Here is a 14,687-nt window from a genome sequence, read left to right on the forward strand (position 1 = left end):
GCCGATCCTGCCCGAGAGAACGCCTTGACGGAAGATACCCCGAGCCGAAGACTCCCGCGAATACGGAGAGCCTCGACCTCGACGTGGGTCGGTTCAGGGCGCGCCGACGAGTGCGTGCTCAGCGGCCGTCGCCATCGCGTCGGACACGACGATCCGCGGAGTTCACGCCACGTCCGGCGGAGCGGAGGCGACGGGGCCGGTGAGCGTGATCGGTCCACCGACAGCGCTCATGATCTGATTCCCGCCGGCTTCCTTCGCCCGGTACATCGCCGTGTCGGCCGTACGGATGAGCTGCTCGGCGGTCGAAGGGCTTCCTGCCGGCGCGGTGGCGATGCCGATACTCGCTCCGAAAACCCGCCCGGTCGCGCCATCATGCAACAGTGCGAGCACCCTTCGGGCGATGGCCTGGGCGGCGGAGACGTCCGCCGTCGGACAGACGATCACGAACTCGTCGCCACCATAGCGCGCGACCAGATCCTGCATCCGAACAGCGGCGAGGAGGCGACGGCCTGCTTCGCGAAGCATCCGGTCGCCGGCGTGGTGGCCGAGGCGGTCGTTGACCTCTTTGAACCGGTCGAGGTCGACGAAGAGGACCGCGCATGCGGTCTGGCCGACGATGGCTCGCAGCTGGTCCTCGAGATGGCGCCGGTTGGGAAGGCCGGTGACGTCGTCGTGGGTGGCGGCGAAGGCAAGCCGGGTTTGGAGCCGCAGCGTCGCGAGGGCCTGGGCCGCCTGTCCGGCGAGGGCCTCGGCGAGCGGTGCCGCCTCGTGGTCGAAGGTGCGCTCGTGTCGGAACCAGGCGATGAAGGCCCCGAAGTCCATTTCCTCGTGATGCAGGGGCGTCGCGATGAGCGCGTGCACCCCCGCTGCCCGCATCGCCGGCGCCAGGCCTGGGTGGAGGCTCTCGCCTTCGTCCGGCCCGGACAGCGCGAGGGTCCGTCGTGGCGCGCTGACGAGCGCGATGAGTGACTCGGAGTCGATCTCCCCGTTGAAAGGGTCGTGTCCGGCGACGAGGGTGGTTCGACCGTCCGGATGATGCAGGTAGACCGCCGCGTGCTCCGCGTTGTAGGCACGCCCCGCGGTGTCGGCGAGGATGGTGGCGAGTCGATCCTCGCTCGTGGCTGTGGAGAAGGCGACGGAGGAGTCCATGAGCAACTGCAGGCGTGTGCTCGTGCGGTCGGCCAGATCGTGATCGCGCCGGAGGTCGCGCAGCGCACGCCACCTCGCGGATGCCTCCAGGAGCAGAAGCGTCTGTCCTTCTCGGCTGTGCTCTCGAGAGACGATGACGGCGCGACCGGGGTCTCGCCGGTCGAGCATCATCCACGGACCAGGACCCCGTCCGTCGGGAAAGAAATCGTCGTGTGCGTAGGTCAGCACGTCATCGAGGGCCAGGCCCACCAGCTCTTTCCGAGATCGACTGATCCACTCCGCGAACCAGTCGTTCACCGATGCGATGACTCCACTCGCATGGAGGTGCACCACACCTGCCGGAAGCGCATCACCGTCGTTCACCGCTCGCTCCCGTTCCGCGACGCGCAGGCGTCATGTGGACACGGATCGGCGCCCTTGTTCTCCGCGAAGCGCCTCGAATGTAGCATGGGGCTCACACCGTCGAGGTGGCGACCGGGCCGCGCTCAGGGCTGCAGGCGCGCGACGCTCCATGCCTCGTCGCCCGTGCGTGTGAACACGATACGGTCGTGCAGGCGCGACGTGCGGCCCTGCCAGTACTCGATGCGATGGGGTCGCAACCGGTAGCCGCCCCAGCGTGCGGGGCGTGGCACCTCCCGTCCCTCGGGGAAGGCCGCCGCGACCTCGGCGACGCGCGCATCGAGCTCGGCCCGCGACGCGACGGGCTGCGACTGCGCGCTCGCCGTTCCCGCGATCCGTGACCCGTGGGGGCGCGAGGCCCAGTACGCGTCCGACTCGGCGTCGTCCACGAGAGCCACGTCGCCCGTCACGATCACCTGCCGGTGCAGCGTGTACCAGGGGAAGAGGAGGGTCGCGACGGGGTGCGCCGCAAGGGCCTGGCCCTTCCTCGATGATCTGTCGGTGTAGAACACGAAGCCCTTCGCGTCCACGGCGCGCAGCAGTACGGTTCGGCTCGAGGGCGTGCCGTCGGCGTCGACGGTGCCGAGCACCATGGCGTTCGGTTCGTAGACGCCTCGCGCTGCAGCATCCTCGAGCCAGGTCGAGAACTGCGCGATCGGGTCGCTTCCGACATCCGATTCATCCAGGCTGAGGTTGCCGTAATCGGTGTGGCGGGCGAGTGGGTCGATCACAGCACCGACCCTAGGCGATGGCGCGGAGGGTGCAGCCCGTCACGGGCCGAGGCTCGTCACAGAGGCATCCGCCTCCGGCTCTTGCGGCGGATCCGGGATCGGCACGATCGCGATCGGCACGCCGGGTCCGATGAACAGCAGCGCTTCCCGACGCTCCCCTTCGCCGTCGTTGGCGGTCAGCCATCCGCCGTTGTCGGCGACCGCCTGCGTGATCTCACGCGTCAGACCCTCGACGGTGCGCCCACCGACGCTGAAGAGCTGACCGCCGTAGATGATGTCGATGCGCTTCATCAGATGACTCCCGCCTCGTCGATCCGGAGCTGGTCGGTCTGAGGCTCGGGCACGATGTAGAGTCCCGTCGGCGCATTCGCCGTGTACGCCAGAGCCTCGATCCAGGCGCGATTGATCGCGGGCCGCCGGCTGCCGTAGAACTTGTAGACGATCGAGCACCGCGGGTGCACCCAGACGGTCGTGCGCCCGTCGCCGATGCTGCTGTCGTCCTTCCAGGTGAAGTTGAATGCTTCGCCCCGCCGCAGTTTCGCCGCGATGACCATCTGCAGATGCAGAAGAAGGCGATCTTCGAAGTCGACCTTCACGAGCCCGTCATAGATGAATTTTCCCACCGGGCACCTCCTGGGTTTCGGTGTTCGTCAGGGTTGGGGGATACCTCCCACGCTGAACGCCGGCACCTGCGGTGGCAACATGGTTGACCAGCGCAGGTGCCGGGTGGTACGGCGGGTCTGCTCGTCAGAAGTCGTCTTCGCCGTACCCCACGTCGTGGTGATCGATCATGTCCGGCCACTCGGCGACCGACGGCTGCAGGCGGTTCGCACGTCGCTGCAGCTCCTGGACGAGCTCAGGGTCGTTGATCTCTTCGACCGCCTCAGCGACCGGTGTCGAGTAGAGCTGGCTCGCCGGCCCGATCAGGAAGTGGGCCGAGCCGCGCGCCCCGCCTTCTTCGAGGACCGGAATCGACACGACATCGGACGTGTGGGTGTCGGCCAGGGCGCGCGCGTATCGCAGGAGAGCCGTGCTCACCTCGTCCGAGGTCAGCACGTAACCGCCTGAGTAGTGAAGTCGTCGCAATGTCCTCATCTCCTTGACGACGGGTGGTGCCGGGTCGACCGGCCCGGCACCGCCCGTCAGTCGCCCGGCTCAGCCCGCCAGGTGCTGGCGAGACGTGTCTGCCTGGTCCTTGACTTCCGCGGTGGCAGAAGCAGCTTCGTCCTTGACGACGTCCACCGACTGGACCGCGGATTCCTTCACCGCGGCCGCCGCCTCCTTGGCGGGCTCGCGCAGGTGTGCCCCCGCCTCCTTGGCGACCTCGGTCACCTCGTCGACGAGCGGCTGCGCCTTATCCTTGACGGTGTCGGCGAGCTGCTTCTCCTTCGACGATGCGGGGATCAGCGACGCTGCCAGAAGTCCGGCGCCGAAGGCGATGAGGCCCACCGCCAGCGGATTGCCCTCCGCCTTCGCCGCCGCGCGGTGGGTCGCGGACCCGACGGCCCCACCGGCATCCGACAGGGCCGAACCGGCGTCATCCGCGGCTCCCATGATCCGGTCGCGCACCGACCCGACCGCCCCCTTCACCGCACTCGTACGGCGTTCCATGATCTTCGACGGCGATACCTTGTCGGCCAGGGCGTCGACGTCGCCGCCCAGTTCGCGCCTCGTGCGCTCGATGTCCGCGCGGATCGCTTCCGGTGAATCGCTCATCGGTTCTCCTCATTCCTTTTCAGCGTTTCAGGGATCTCCTTGAGGGTCTCCACCGTCTGCGGAGCACCCTGCACCTTCTTCATCTCGCCGCGGCCGACGGCGAACAGGATCAGCGCGATCGCCGCCCAGATCACCGCCACGATCACGGCCGCCCAGCCCCCGCCGACGAGGAGGGACAGCGCCCACCACAGTGCGACCGACAGGAAGAAGATCGCCATCATGGCGGCATACGCCGCGCCGCCGAGCTCGCCGGCTCCCTTGGCGGTCTTGCCGGCGGATTCCTTCAGCTCGGCCTTGGCGAGCGCCACCTCCTGGCGCATCAGCGTCGAGAGGTCTCTCGTCACCTCGCCCAGGAGGTCGCCGAGAGACGTCGTGGCAGCCTTCTGCTCAGATGGAGTAGGGCTGCTCATCGCCGTCCTCCCTCCGGGGTGCCCCAGCCGCGGGGGCCGGTGCGCCGACGGTCGACTGGGCGTAGATCGGGGTCTCCTCCGCGACGGACAGCTCCTCCTCGGCGCCACCGACCGGAGGCGACATGAGGGCAGCGTCCGACACCGGCCGTGCGGTGGACGCGCCGGATGCTGACCCGGCATCGGCCTTCTTCGCTTCGGCGGCGTTCGTCGCCAACGCCCTCGTCAGGCGCCCGACCACGATTCCGGCGACTGCCGCGCTCAGGATGAACACCCCGGGGCGACGCCGCGCGAAGCGTTTGACCTCGTTCAGCACGTCGGCCGGCTCTCGCTCGCTGAGCCAGTCCGACGCCAGCGACACCCGGGTCGATACCTGGCGCACGAGATCGGCAGCGAGGGAATCGGATGCTGCGCCGTCGGCCATGCTCTGGAGGTCGCCGCCGACCGCGCGAAGGCCGCCTGCCACCCGCTCCTGCTGGGTGCGGGCCTGAGCGCTCAGTTCCTGCTGAGACTGGGCGAACAGGTCCTTGGCCTGGTACTTCGCTTCGTGCGCGACCGACGAGGCTTCGCTCTTCGCCGTGTCGACGACGCTTTTCGCCTGATCGCCGGCGGTGTGCGCGAGATCGGACGCCTCGCGCTTGGCCGTGTCGACGGTGCCTGATGAGCCCATCGATCCGCCACTGTTCGGTCCCGACACGCTCGTGTCGTCGTAGTTCGACATCGCTCTTCCTTTCCGACCCGCTCGATCCGAACGGGATGACCGCCATTTCTACGCACGACGGAGGAATCGCAGATCCCCCTTGCCAAATCGGAACGCGATCGCTAACTGCACGCGCGATCGGGGTGCGGCGAGGGGGCTGAAGGGTACGGCGGCACAGGTGAACCCGCAACCCCGAAGACGAACGCAGACACCGGTCGCTACCGTCCCGGCCATGACCTCCCACACCGATGCCCGCGACGGCGACGATCGCCACGACACGCGACCCGCCGGAGCCCGGCCGGGTGCCCCCGCCGCACTGCGCGACGACGTGCTCGCCCGCGAACGTGAGCGCTTCGGCGGGATGAAGTTCGGGACGGCCTTCTTCGGCTGGCTCACCGCGACCGGCACCGCCGTGCTGTTGACGGCGCTCGTCGCCGCGATCGCCGGGGCTGTCGGGGTCGAGACCCGCACGGTAGACGACGCCGCCGAGGCCGCAGCGTCGAGCCCGGTGCTGACGACGGTGATCAGCGCGGTCCTTCTCGCGCTCGTCCTGTTGATCGCCTACTTCGCCGGTGGCTACGTCGCCGGGCGCATGGCGCGCTTCAGCGGGGCGAAGCAGGGGATCGCGGTGTGGATCTGGTCGATCATCGTCGCCGTGGTGGTCGCAGTCATCACCGCGATCGCGGGCAGTCAGTGGGACATCCTGGCGGCTCTCGACAGCTTCCCGCGGATCCCCGTCACCCCCGAAACAGCGACCCTCACCGGCATCCTCACGGCCCTCGGTGCGGCGATCGTCGCGTTGATCGGAGCGGTCCTCGGAGGGATGGCGGGCATGCGATATCACCGTCGGGTGGATCGCGTGGGGCTCGGTGGCGTGACCGCCGCACCGTAGGTCGATGGCGCGCATCGGGACGTCGGGCTGGAGTTACGACCACTGGAACGGCGTGCTCTATCCACCGGGTCTCGCCTCTCGCAACCGGTTCGCGCCCTACGTGGCGGAGTTCGACACGGTCGAGGTCAACGCGACCTTCTACCACTGGCAGCGCGATGCGACATTCACCGGGTGGCGGGAGCGGAGCCCCGCAGGATTCCAGATGTCGGTGAAGGCGCCGCGCGGGCTCACCCACGGGCGAAAGCTCGCCCACCCCGAGGTGTGGCTTGAACGGATGGCGCGAGGGCTGCATGCGCTCGCCGACCGCCGCGGGCCCCTGCTCGTCCAGCTGCCGCCGGACATGGAGCGTGACGACGAGCGTCTCGATCAGTTCCTGGCCCAGACCCCGGGCTGGATGCGGCCGGTCGTGGAGTTCCGTCATCCGTCGTGGCATCACGAGGATGTGTTCGCGCTGCTCGAACGTCGAGGCGCGGCCTACTGCGTCATGAGCGGGGCGGGACTCGCCTGCATCCTCCGCGCCACGGCACCCTTCGTCTACGTGCGGCTGCACGGACCCGACACCGGCGCGCTCTACGCCGGGTCGTACTCCGACGCCGACCTGTCGTGGTGGGCCGAGCGGGTTCGCGAGTGGGAGGGGCAGGGACGCGAGGTGTACGCCTCCTTCAACAACGACGGCGCCGGCCACGCCGTCCGCAACGCGCGAACGCTCCGGTCATTCCTCGCCTGATCGCGCAGCCTCGGTGCGAAGGCGCCGCCCCTCCTCGACATCCTGACGCTCCTTCTCGGCGGCCTTGTCGCTCTTCCGGGTGTCGCGCGGCGGCAACTGGATGTCCTCCTCCGCGGCGATCCCCCCCTGCAGCTGACGGCCTCGCTCGAGTTCCGCATCGAACTCCGCGCCGAAGAGTAGCGCGAGGTTCGCGATCCACAGCCACAGCAGGAAGACGATCACGCCGGCGAGCGACCCGTACGTGCGGTCGTAGTTGGAGAAGTTCGCGACGTAGAAGACGAAGCCGGTCGTGGCGAGCGCGAGCACCACGATCGCCAGCAGCGCCCCGAGGCTCAGCCACCGGAACTTCGGCTGCTTGGCATTGGGCGTCGCGTAGTACAGGATCGCCACCATCAGCACGACGATGAACGCCAGGACCGGCCACTTCGCGATCGACCACACCGTCTGCACGACCGCGCCGAGACCCAGGGCGTCGCCCACCGCTTCGGCGACCGGCCCCGAGACGACCAGGATGATCACGCAGACGACGACCAGGGCGATGCCGATCACGGTGACGAGCAGCTGGCTGGGCTTCAGCTTCCAGAACGGACGCCCCTCCTCGATCTCGTAGATGCGGTTCATCGCCCGGCTGAACGCCCCGACGTACCCGGACGCAGACCAGATGGCCAGGAGCAGGCCGGTGACCAGTGCGAAACCGGCTGCGGGAGAAGCGGCCAGCTGCTCGATGGGACCGCGCAGCGCCTGGGCGGTCTCCCCGGGAGCGACCTGATCGAGGATGCCGAGCACCGTGGTCGCCGCGGCATCCCCCTGTCCGACCACGCCCAGGAGAGAGAAGATCGCCACCAGACCGGGGAAGATCGACAGCACCGAGTAGTAGGTGAGTGCGGCGGCGATGTCGGTGCACTGGTCCGACGAGAACTCCCGCGCCGTCTTTCCGATGACGTACTTCCACGAGCGCTTGTGGAGGTCATCGGGCGAATCCGGTTTGCCGGCCGCTTCCGGGTCGGGAGCGGCCGTGTTCGTGCGCTCCTGTGCAGTGGTGTCGCTGGTCATGAGGTACTCCCCGAGCTCATCGGTGTCGCGAAGGCAACATTGTGCGACCCAGGGCGGGAACATCGGGCGGGACTTGATTTCGGCGAGCCGCGGGTTTATGACGGGTGGAGGGCGGATGCCGCGACGCGACGACTAGCGGTGTCGTCGTCGTCTGGCAAGGCCCGTGACCGCGTCTGTGGAGGAGCGCACGATGGGGGCGTGGTCGATCGAGTGCAGCTTCAGGGGAAGACCGTCGTCGTCACCGGTGCCACGACCGGCGTCGGACGAGGAGTGGCCTGGGAGGTCGCTCGGGCCGGAGCGAGCGTCGTCGTGGCGGCCCGGCGCCGGCACGAACTCGAGGAGCTGGTCGCCCGTATCGCCGCGGCCGGAGGCACCGCGCTCGCGGTGCCGACCGACGTGAGCGACCGGGCCGCTGTCGACCGGCTGGCGTCCGCGGCCGCGTCGCGTTTCGGTGGAATCGACGTCTGGGTCAACAATGTCGGGATCGGCGCCGTCGGGCCGTTCTGGGAAGTGCCGGTCGACGATCACGCGCGTGTCATCGACGTCAACGTCAACGGGATGATCTACGGGGCGCATGCCGCCCTCCGGCAGTTCCGCGCGCAGGTCGGCGGTGGGGTGCTCATCAACCTGGGCTCGGTCGAGAGCGTCGCACCCCTGGCGTACCAGGCCTCGTATGCGGCGTCGAAGGCCGCGGTCACCGCCTTCGGGCGCACTCTCCGACAGGAGCTGCTGCTGTCGGGCGATCACCGGCGCATCCAGGTCAGCACGATCCTCCCCTGGGCGCTCGACACCCCGTTCTGGAATCGCTCCGCCAACCGCACGGGTCATTCGCTGCGCATGGCGGCGATGAGCAGTCCGCGACCGGTCGTCGATGCCATCGTCCGCGCCTGCGTGCGGCCCCGACCGTGGCGGCCGGTCGGCGCCAAAGCGCGGCTCGCCCTGTTCGCCGCACGCCTCGCACCCGGGGCGGTCGATCGGATGTCGGCACGGATCGTCGGCATCGAAACGCCGCTGGGCGAGCCGGCCCCCCACACGCCGGGCGCGATCCACGAGCCGACCGTCACGCGAGCGACGGTGACCGGTGGCGTACGGGCCCGCATGCGTCGCGAGAATCGCTCCGGACTGCTTCGCCTTCTCGGCATGTGAGAGGAGTCGTCATGCGCACACGACGAGCCGTCGCGAGCGCCGCCCTCGGCGCCGTCCTGCTCCTCGCGGGGTGCGGCCAGCCGCTCATGCCGGCCGACCCCGACGGCACACTGGTCGCCGTGCGCGGCGACGTGCTGCGCGCCGGTGTCACGCCGAACGGCGACCTGATCGACGCCGCAGGCGTCGAGCCGCAGGGCGACGAGGCCGACGCGATCCGCGCGTTCGCCGAACATCTCGACGCCGACGTGGACTGGACCGTCGGCGCGGAGGAGGCGCTCGTGCGCGGTCTCGAAGACGGAACCCTCGACCTCGTGGCGGGCGGCATCACCGATAAGACGCCCTGGACCGACAAGGCCGGCGTCACGCGGGGCTACCGCGAGGTCGTCGACGACCAGGGACGCACGCACACGCTCGTCATGCTCGTTCCCCTCGGCGAGAACGCCTTCCTCTCCGAGCTCGAGCGCTTCCTCTCGGCGCACGTCGAGGGACGCGACCGATGACCCGCCCACCGGTGCGGTTCGGACGCACCGAACTCCCCGAAAGACAGCGCGAGGTCCTGCGGCGCGCGATCCGCCTGGAGTGGATCACCATCGGTTTCCTCGTCGTGTCGGTCACCCTCGTGGGGCTGGTCCTCGGCAACTCGCAGGCGATGAAGGCCGCCTGGATCGAAGACCTCCTGTCGTTCCTGCCGCCGATCGCCTTCCTCATCGCGGTGCGCGTGAGCCGTGTCCTCCCGAGCGCGAAGCATCCCTACGGCCAGCACCGTGCAGTCGCCATCGGACACCTCGTGGCCGCGGTCGCGCTCACGACGATGGGCACCTACCTCATCGTCGATTCCGCCATCGGACTCATCCTCCTCGAGCATCCGACGATCGGCACCGTGGAGGTCTTCGGCCTGACGGTGTGGCTCGGCTGGCTCATGATCGGCGTCATGGCCGCGATCGCGCTCCCGCCGGTGTTCATCGGGCGCGCGAAGATGCGCTTGGCCGAGGAGCTGCACGACAAGGTGCTGTATGCCGACGCCGACATGAACAAGGCCGACTGGATGACCGCGGTCGGATCCATCGTCGGTGTCACCGGCATCGGCCTCGGGATCTGGTGGCTGGACGGGGCCGCTGCCGTCTTCATCGCCGCCAGCATCCTGTGGGACGGTCTGCGCAACCTGGGCGGGGCTGTGACCGATCTGATGGATGCCCGCGCCACGACCTTCGACGACAGGGCGCCGCATCCGGTGGCGGTCGCCGTCGACGACTACCTCCGGAGCCTGCCCTGGGTGGAGAACGCGGGCAGCCGCGTGCGCGATGAGGGCCATGTGTTCCACATCGAGGCCTTCGTCGTTCCCCGAAGAGGGCGCACCCCGTCGCTCGACGCTCTCGAGGATGCCCGTCAGGCCTGCATCGATCTCGACTGGAAGGTGCAGGACATCGTCGTGGTGCCGGTGCGGGAACTCCCCGAGGTCGTCGACCACCGCGGTTGACCCGTCATGCGGCGTGGGCCGCTTCGATGTCGGCCGCCTTCGCCTGGAGGATGGACAGGACGGTGCGCACAGCGAGGCGCTCGGCGGTGTCGGGGCGGAGCAGCGCGACGATGTCGCGCTCGGCGTCCACGCCGCGCAGGGGCTTCAGGACCACGCGGCTCGGGTCGATCCCGCCCGAGGTGGAGCGGGGGATGAGGGAGACACCGAGTCCGGCGGCGACGAACGCTTCGACCATCCGCAGGTCGCTGATGCGCTGGAAGATGGTGGCCCGGCGCCCCGCGGCCTCCTCGATGTCGTGCAGGATGCGTTCGAAGGGGAACCCGATCGGGACCCCGATCCACGGCTCGTCGACGACATCGCCGGCGGTGAGGTAGCTCCTGCCGGCGAGGCGGTGGTCGGCGGGGAGGGCGATGTCGAGAGCCTCGGTCATGAGCGGCACCACGCGCAGACCCCGCCCACCCCAGGCGCGCGCACCGCGGAGCGAATGGGCGAGCACGATGTCGTAGTCGGCCGTGAGAGAGGGGAAGTCCAGAAGCTCGTGGTCACCGTCGGCGCACAGCAGGATCAACCCGGGGGTGCGCGAAACCTCCTGCAGCACCTGTGGGAGCAGCACCTGGCCCGCCGAGGGAAAGGTCGCCAGCCGCACCTCGCCGCTGGGGTGATTGCGGAACTCGTCCCAGAGGGCCGTGGCGCGCTCGAGCGCGACGGCCACCTCGCTGGCGCTGCGGGCGAGCGCGTGGCCGGCGCTGGTGAGCTGGACGCCGCGGCCCGCCCGTTCGGTGAGGGGAAGGCCCGCCTCGCGTTCGAGCACCTTCAGTTGCTGGGAGACCGCCGACGGGGTGCGGTGCGTGGCGGCTGCGACGGCGGTGATGCTGCCGCGCTCCGCCAGCTCGCGGAGAAGATCGAGCCGTCTGACATCCATGAAGCGAGACTACAATGACATTGCAGAACTCTGCGCTTGTGCTGAAAGGTCCCCCGGTGGACGATGGAGGGGTCGAGTAAGAGCAACGGAGCTCGTCGTACGTCGACGTTCACCTGTCTGAAAGGCCCGATCATGGTCGTCTTCTTCGCGCTCCTCGCCGCCACCGCCGTCGCCGCCATCGCCGGCGCGGTCTCGCTCACCGTCACCGACGGATACGGGCGCGTGCCGACCCGCACGTACGCCCGCGTCATCTGACCTGAGCGCGCGCTCGGCGAGAGGCGCGCCCGCCCCCTAGGCTTGACGACCATGGCCGCCGGCGCAGTGATGCACACCTTCGAGGTGCAGCTGGCGGATGTCGATCGCGGTGTCTACGACGAGGTGACGGTGCGCGCAGCGCGGCATCCGTCCGAAACCGACGCGTACATGGTCACCCGAGTGCTGGCGTACCTGCTGGAGTACGAAGAGGGTGTCGCCTTCAGTGGCGGGATCTCCTCGACCGAAGAACCCGCGGTGCTGATCCGCGACGCGACCGGCCGCGTCACCGCATGGATCGAGGTCGGCCTCCCCGACGCCGGGCGTCTGCACTTCGGCAGCAAGCTGGCCGACCGGACCACGGTGTACACGCACCGTGACCCGGCGAAGGTGCGTGCGGGTGTTGCGGGGAAGACGATCCACCGTGCCGAGGAGATCGTGCTCCACAGCTTCGACCCGGGCTTCATCGACGACGCCGTCGCGGCGCTCGCCCGGCGCAACACCGTGACGGTGTCGGTGACCGAGCGCCGGCTCTACCTCGACCTCAACGGCACCGCCCTCACCTCCGAGATCCACGACGAGCCGCTCGTATGAACACCGCCCGCTCCGACGGGTTCGAGGTCCTCGGGTCGACGACGACGTCGACGACGCCGAACGTCTCGCCGTCGTCACGGACCTCATGGCGCGGCGCTGAGCCGCCTCAGCGCTGGAAGTGCCCGACGAACCGGTTCTGCTCGATGACGGCGTCGGCGTAGTCGCGCAGGAACTCCTCCCGGCTGGGGGTGCCCTGCACTTCGCGATCCAGCGCGTACACCCAGAAGTAGTAGTGGTGACGGCCGTGCCCCGCGGGCGGCTGCGGTCCGTACCATCCGGACCTTCCCGCGCCGTTCGGCCCGGCGGTCGCGGCGGCGGTGTCGACGGACTGGTCCACCGGCGGCAACCCGTAGAGCACCCAGTGCGTGAAGCCCTGAGGCAGCGGCGCGTCGGGGTCGTGCGAGATCACCACCACCTCGCGGGTGCCCTCGGGCACCCCGGTGATCTCCAACCGCGGCACGGCGTTGCCGCCGTCTGCCGAGAACCGCTCGGGCACGTCACCGAGGCCGGGGATGTCGGGGCTCGAGATCGCGAGTTTGTCAATACGCATGCATACATCCTGCCCTCGGACGGATGCCGCGGGGCCGGCCGGTGGCGATCGTTCCCCGTTCTCTCAGGCGCGGTCGACGGACGGTTCCGATCTGAGGATGGCGCCCGGTACCCGCTCGCGAGAGGATGGCGGTCGGGGGCCTGTCGCAGGGCTGCCGCGTCGCCGGCTGCCGCGCCGCCCCGCGCGAGGAGAGAGGACACCCGATGGTCGAGTTCCGGTACGGGCCGGTCGAGTTGTATCTGGTCGGCTTCGACAGTGATCGTCCGCACCCCGACGCCGTGGCGGCGCTGCGCGACATCATCGAGTCCGGCGTCGTGCGCCTGCTCGACCTGGTCGTGCTGCGCAAGTCCGCCGAGGGCGACATCGAGATGATCGAGGTCGAGGAGCAGAACGCTCTCGGGATCAACGGAATCGAGCTGTTCGCCGCGGGCCTCACCGCCTCGGAGGACATCGACGAACTCGCCGAGCTCATCGCGCCCGGCAGCTCGGCCGTGCTCGTGGCACTCGAGATGACCTACGTGCGAGCCCTCGCCGAGAAGGTCGCGCAGAGCGGCGGCACCGTGCTCACGGCCGAGCGCATCCCCGCCCCGGTCGTCAACGCCGTGGCCGACATGATCGACGCAGAGGAGAACTGACATGCCGTTCCGCCGCATGGGGCGCCCGGGCCTGCTCGGCCTTGCCGCCCGGACCGCCGTGGTCGCGGGAACCGCATCGGCCGTGAGCGGCTCGATGCAGAACTCGCGCGAGCGCAAAGCGCAGGCGCAGTACGAGCAGGATCAATACCAGGCTGCGCAGCAGCAGGCGCAGCTCGATGCCGCCGCTCAGGCGGCGGTCGCCGCACAGATGCCGCAGGCCGCGCCCGCCGCATCCGCGCCCGCCGCCCCTGCCGCGGGCGGAGGCGACGACATGATCGCCCGTCTGCAGCAGCTCGCCGCCCTGAAGCAGAGCGGCGTGCTGACGGACGAGGAGTTCGCCGCCGCGAAGGCGAAACTCCTGGCCTGACCCCACCCCGTTCGTCCACCCTCCCCGCGAGAGTGCATCTGGGCGCCGAGAATGGGGGTGGACCCCGAATCCTCGTCGCGCAGACGCACTCTCGCGGCGAGGGGATGAGAAATGGGAGACACGATGTCCGAGGTGATCGTCGTCGGTCTGACCGACGCGCCCGTTGCGCAACGCGCGGTGGCATGGGCGGCGTCCCGCGCCCGCGACCGGCGTCAGGGGCTGAAGCTGGTGTCGATCCTGGGCGGCGCGGTGGGCGCCGTCGGAGAGGATGCGCTCGCCGACCGGCTTCTCGCCGAGATGCGAGAGCGGGCCGAAGCCACCGCCGCGGGCCTGCGCGCGACCGGAGTCGAGGTCGAGGTGGTCGTCGAACGCGGCAATCCGACCGAGAAGCTCATCGCCGCCGCCGAGGGCGCCGCGCTGCTGGTGATCGGCAGCGATCACCGCGGCCCTGCCGCCGGAGCGACGCGGGGCCCGCACGGGTTCCGCATCGTCTCCGCCGCGACGTGTCCGGTGGTCGTCGTCCCCGACTTCGATCTCGGTGAACGCCGGGGAGTGGTCGTCGGCGTCGACGGATCCGAGACCTCGGAGCGTGCCGTCGCGTGGGCCGCCGCCGAGGCCGACCGCCTGGGCGAACCGCTCGTCGCCGTGGCCGCGTGGGTGCCGCTTCCCGCGCCCGGGAACCACGGACGATACCCCGAGCAGTACCTGCAGAACATGCAGGCGCTGACGGAGGAGACCCTCTCGATCGCCCTCGCGGGCCTTCGCAGCCGCTACCCCGACCTCGAGATCGTCGCGCGCGCGGAGCGCGGCTACCCGGCGTCCACGATCAATCGTCACGCCGCAACGGCGCGCCTCGTCGTCGTCGGGACCCACGGCCGCGGTGCGTTCCGCCGCTTCGTCCTGGGCTCGGTCAGCTACGACGTCCTCACCCACCTCGCGACGGTGACCGCGGCAGTGCGCTGACCCCGGC

Annotated in this window: 21 protein-coding genes; 10 read left to right on the forward strand and 11 right to left on the reverse strand. The window is 69.7% G+C overall.

The genetic code is table 11. From position 1 onward, the window contains the following. Nucleotides 1–162: 162 nt before the first annotated feature. The 8 genes from HDC37_RS07295 to HDC37_RS07330 form a co-directional block, all read right to left on the reverse strand. Complete coding sequence (locus tag HDC37_RS07295; RefSeq protein WP_179559758.1) at nucleotides 163–1,512, reverse strand: GGDEF domain-containing protein; 1,350 nt, start codon at nucleotides 1,510–1,512, stop codon at nucleotides 163–165. A 122-nt stretch (nucleotides 1,513–1,634) separates the two neighbouring features. Next, nucleotides 1,635–2,279: a pyridoxamine 5'-phosphate oxidase gene (gene pdxH / locus HDC37_RS07300; protein WP_179559759.1), complete on the reverse strand. Its 645-nt coding sequence runs from the start codon at nucleotides 2,277–2,279 to the stop codon at nucleotides 1,635–1,637. Between the two features lie 39 nt (nucleotides 2,280–2,318). After that, nucleotides 2,319–2,570 (reverse strand): hypothetical protein, encoded by a 252-nt coding sequence (locus HDC37_RS07305; protein WP_179559760.1) that lies wholly within the window; start codon nucleotides 2,568–2,570, stop codon nucleotides 2,319–2,321. Beyond that, nucleotides 2,570–2,902: an ATP-dependent DNA ligase gene (locus HDC37_RS07310; RefSeq protein WP_179559761.1), complete on the reverse strand. Its 333-nt coding sequence runs from the start codon at nucleotides 2,900–2,902 to the stop codon at nucleotides 2,570–2,572. Before HDC37_RS07310 ends, HDC37_RS07305 begins: the two co-directional genes overlap by 1 nt. A gap of 124 nt (nucleotides 2,903–3,026) precedes the next feature. After that, nucleotides 3,027–3,335: a hypothetical protein gene (locus HDC37_RS07315; RefSeq protein ID WP_179559762.1), complete on the reverse strand. Its 309-nt coding sequence runs from the start codon at nucleotides 3,333–3,335 to the stop codon at nucleotides 3,027–3,029. Between the two features lie 99 nt (nucleotides 3,336–3,434). Then, complete coding sequence (locus HDC37_RS07320; RefSeq protein WP_179559763.1) at nucleotides 3,435–3,995, reverse strand: DUF3618 domain-containing protein; 561 nt, start codon at nucleotides 3,993–3,995, stop codon at nucleotides 3,435–3,437. Continuing rightward, nucleotides 3,992–4,405, reverse strand: coding sequence for a phage holin family protein (locus HDC37_RS07325; RefSeq protein ID WP_179559764.1), 414 nt, complete (start codon nucleotides 4,403–4,405; stop codon nucleotides 3,992–3,994). Before HDC37_RS07325 ends, HDC37_RS07320 begins: the two co-directional genes overlap by 4 nt. After that, nucleotides 4,383–5,123, reverse strand: coding sequence for a hypothetical protein (locus HDC37_RS07330; RefSeq protein ID WP_179559765.1), 741 nt, complete (start codon nucleotides 5,121–5,123; stop codon nucleotides 4,383–4,385). The genes HDC37_RS07325 and HDC37_RS07330 overlap by 23 nt, the downstream gene beginning before the upstream one ends. A gap of 211 nt (nucleotides 5,124–5,334) precedes the next feature. Here HDC37_RS07330 and HDC37_RS07335 point away from each other — a divergent pair, with 211 nt between their 5' ends. After that, nucleotides 5,335–5,994, forward strand: coding sequence for a hypothetical protein (locus HDC37_RS07335; RefSeq protein ID WP_179559766.1), 660 nt, complete (start codon nucleotides 5,335–5,337; stop codon nucleotides 5,992–5,994). Nucleotides 5,995–5,998: 4 nt separating this feature from the next. Continuing rightward, nucleotides 5,999–6,721, forward strand: a complete 723-nt coding sequence (locus HDC37_RS07340) for a DUF72 domain-containing protein (protein WP_179559767.1) — start codon at nucleotides 5,999–6,001, stop codon at nucleotides 6,719–6,721. Here the strand turns inward: HDC37_RS07340 and HDC37_RS07345 are convergent. Beyond that, a complete protein-coding gene (locus HDC37_RS07345) occupies nucleotides 6,707–7,774 on the reverse strand; it encodes a YihY/virulence factor BrkB family protein (protein WP_179559768.1) in 1,068 nt (355 codons plus the stop codon). The two genes, HDC37_RS07340 and HDC37_RS07345, sit on opposite strands and share 15 nt — an antisense overlap. A 198-nt stretch (nucleotides 7,775–7,972) precedes the next feature. On the opposite strand from HDC37_RS07345, the gene HDC37_RS07350 reads away from it, so the two are divergent. From HDC37_RS07350 to HDC37_RS07360, 3 genes are read left to right on the forward strand one after another with little or no spacing between them, the layout of a single operon-like run. After that, nucleotides 7,973–8,920, forward strand: coding sequence for an SDR family oxidoreductase (locus HDC37_RS07350; RefSeq protein ID WP_179559769.1), 948 nt, complete (start codon nucleotides 7,973–7,975; stop codon nucleotides 8,918–8,920). A gap of 11 nt (nucleotides 8,921–8,931) precedes the next feature. Further along, the gene (locus HDC37_RS07355; RefSeq protein ID WP_179559770.1) at nucleotides 8,932–9,420 is read left to right on the forward strand and encodes a hypothetical protein; all 489 of its coding nucleotides are present in this window, start codon (nucleotides 8,932–8,934) and stop codon (nucleotides 9,418–9,420) included. Beyond that, the gene (locus tag HDC37_RS07360) at nucleotides 9,417–10,397 is read left to right on the forward strand and encodes a cation diffusion facilitator family transporter (RefSeq protein ID WP_179559771.1); all 981 of its coding nucleotides are present in this window, start codon (nucleotides 9,417–9,419) and stop codon (nucleotides 10,395–10,397) included. The genes HDC37_RS07355 and HDC37_RS07360 overlap by 4 nt, the downstream gene beginning before the upstream one ends. A 4-nt stretch (nucleotides 10,398–10,401) precedes the next feature. Here the strand turns inward: HDC37_RS07360 and HDC37_RS07365 are convergent, their stop codons facing one another. Then, nucleotides 10,402–11,319, reverse strand: a complete 918-nt coding sequence (locus tag HDC37_RS07365) for a LysR family transcriptional regulator (protein ID WP_179559772.1) — start codon at nucleotides 11,317–11,319, stop codon at nucleotides 10,402–10,404. 132 nt (nucleotides 11,320–11,451) lie between these two features. Between HDC37_RS07365 and HDC37_RS17125 the strand changes: the two genes are divergently transcribed. Both HDC37_RS17125 and HDC37_RS07370 read left to right on the forward strand, forming a co-directional pair. Next, nucleotides 11,452–11,574, forward strand: a complete 123-nt coding sequence (locus tag HDC37_RS17125; protein ID WP_257021366.1) for a hypothetical protein — start codon at nucleotides 11,452–11,454, stop codon at nucleotides 11,572–11,574. Between the two features lie 51 nt (nucleotides 11,575–11,625). Next, complete coding sequence (locus tag HDC37_RS07370) at nucleotides 11,626–12,165, forward strand: YaeQ family protein (RefSeq protein ID WP_179559773.1); 540 nt, start codon at nucleotides 11,626–11,628, stop codon at nucleotides 12,163–12,165. A 106-nt stretch (nucleotides 12,166–12,271) separates the two neighbouring features. On the opposite strand, the gene HDC37_RS07375 is transcribed toward HDC37_RS07370, so the two are convergent. Then, nucleotides 12,272–12,715, reverse strand: coding sequence for a YbhB/YbcL family Raf kinase inhibitor-like protein (locus HDC37_RS07375; RefSeq protein ID WP_179559774.1), 444 nt, complete (start codon nucleotides 12,713–12,715; stop codon nucleotides 12,272–12,274). Nucleotides 12,716–12,918: 203 nt separating this feature from the next. Between HDC37_RS07375 and HDC37_RS07380 the strand changes: the two genes are divergently transcribed. The 3 genes from HDC37_RS07380 (at nucleotide 12,919) to HDC37_RS07390 (ending at nucleotide 14,680) form a co-directional block, all read left to right on the forward strand. Beyond that, a complete protein-coding gene (locus tag HDC37_RS07380; RefSeq protein WP_179559775.1) occupies nucleotides 12,919–13,350 on the forward strand; it encodes a DUF6325 family protein in 432 nt (143 codons plus the stop codon). Nucleotide 13,351: 1 nt separating this feature from the next. Next, nucleotides 13,352–13,717, forward strand: coding sequence for an SHOCT domain-containing protein (locus HDC37_RS07385; RefSeq protein ID WP_179559776.1), 366 nt, complete (start codon nucleotides 13,352–13,354; stop codon nucleotides 13,715–13,717). A gap of 111 nt (nucleotides 13,718–13,828) precedes the next feature. After that, a complete protein-coding gene (locus tag HDC37_RS07390; RefSeq protein WP_257021367.1) occupies nucleotides 13,829–14,680 on the forward strand; it encodes a universal stress protein in 852 nt (283 codons plus the stop codon). The last annotated feature ends 7 nt before the right edge of the window (nucleotides 14,681–14,687 follow it).

The sequence above is a fragment of the Microbacterium sp. AK009 genome (assembly GCF_013410955.1).
In the GTDB taxonomy this organism is placed as follows: Bacteria; Actinomycetota; Actinomycetes; order Actinomycetales; family Microbacteriaceae; genus Microbacterium.

Excerpts from the sequence above, each read along its gene's own strand:
- HDC37_RS17125 (WP_257021366.1), top strand. The coding sequence starts at position 11,452 with ATGGTCGTCTTCTTCGCGCTCCTCGCCGCCACCGCCGTCGCCGCCATC.
- HDC37_RS07305 (WP_179559760.1), bottom strand. The coding sequence starts at position 2,570 with ATGAAGCGCATCGACATCATCTACGGCGGTCAGCTCTTCAGCGTCGGT.
- HDC37_RS07385 (WP_179559776.1), top strand. The coding sequence starts at position 13,352 with ATGCCGTTCCGCCGCATGGGGCGCCCGGGCCTGCTCGGCCTTGCCGCC.
- HDC37_RS07390 (WP_257021367.1), top strand. The coding sequence starts at position 13,829 with ATGGGAGACACGATGTCCGAGGTGATCGTCGTCGGTCTGACCGACGCG.
- HDC37_RS07320 (WP_179559763.1), bottom strand. The coding sequence starts at position 3,995 with ATGAGCGATTCACCGGAAGCGATCCGCGCGGACATCGAGCGCACGAGG.
- HDC37_RS07340 (WP_179559767.1), top strand. The coding sequence starts at position 5,999 with ATGGCGCGCATCGGGACGTCGGGCTGGAGTTACGACCACTGGAACGGC.
- HDC37_RS07335 (WP_179559766.1), top strand. The coding sequence starts at position 5,335 with ATGACCTCCCACACCGATGCCCGCGACGGCGACGATCGCCACGACACG.
- HDC37_RS07345 (WP_179559768.1), bottom strand. The coding sequence starts at position 7,774 with ATGACCAGCGACACCACTGCACAGGAGCGCACGAACACGGCCGCTCCC.
- HDC37_RS07380 (WP_179559775.1), top strand. The coding sequence starts at position 12,919 with ATGGTCGAGTTCCGGTACGGGCCGGTCGAGTTGTATCTGGTCGGCTTC.
- HDC37_RS07330 (WP_179559765.1), bottom strand. The coding sequence starts at position 5,123 with ATGTCGAACTACGACGACACGAGCGTGTCGGGACCGAACAGTGGCGGA.
- HDC37_RS07325 (WP_179559764.1), bottom strand. The coding sequence starts at position 4,405 with ATGAGCAGCCCTACTCCATCTGAGCAGAAGGCTGCCACGACGTCTCTC.
- HDC37_RS07370 (WP_179559773.1), top strand. The coding sequence starts at position 11,626 with ATGGCCGCCGGCGCAGTGATGCACACCTTCGAGGTGCAGCTGGCGGAT.
- HDC37_RS07375 (WP_179559774.1), bottom strand. The coding sequence starts at position 12,715 with ATGCGTATTGACAAACTCGCGATCTCGAGCCCCGACATCCCCGGCCTC.
- HDC37_RS07365 (WP_179559772.1), bottom strand. The coding sequence starts at position 11,319 with ATGGATGTCAGACGGCTCGATCTTCTCCGCGAGCTGGCGGAGCGCGGC.
- HDC37_RS07360 (WP_179559771.1), top strand. The coding sequence starts at position 9,417 with ATGACCCGCCCACCGGTGCGGTTCGGACGCACCGAACTCCCCGAAAGA.
- HDC37_RS07355 (WP_179559770.1), top strand. The coding sequence starts at position 8,932 with ATGCGCACACGACGAGCCGTCGCGAGCGCCGCCCTCGGCGCCGTCCTG.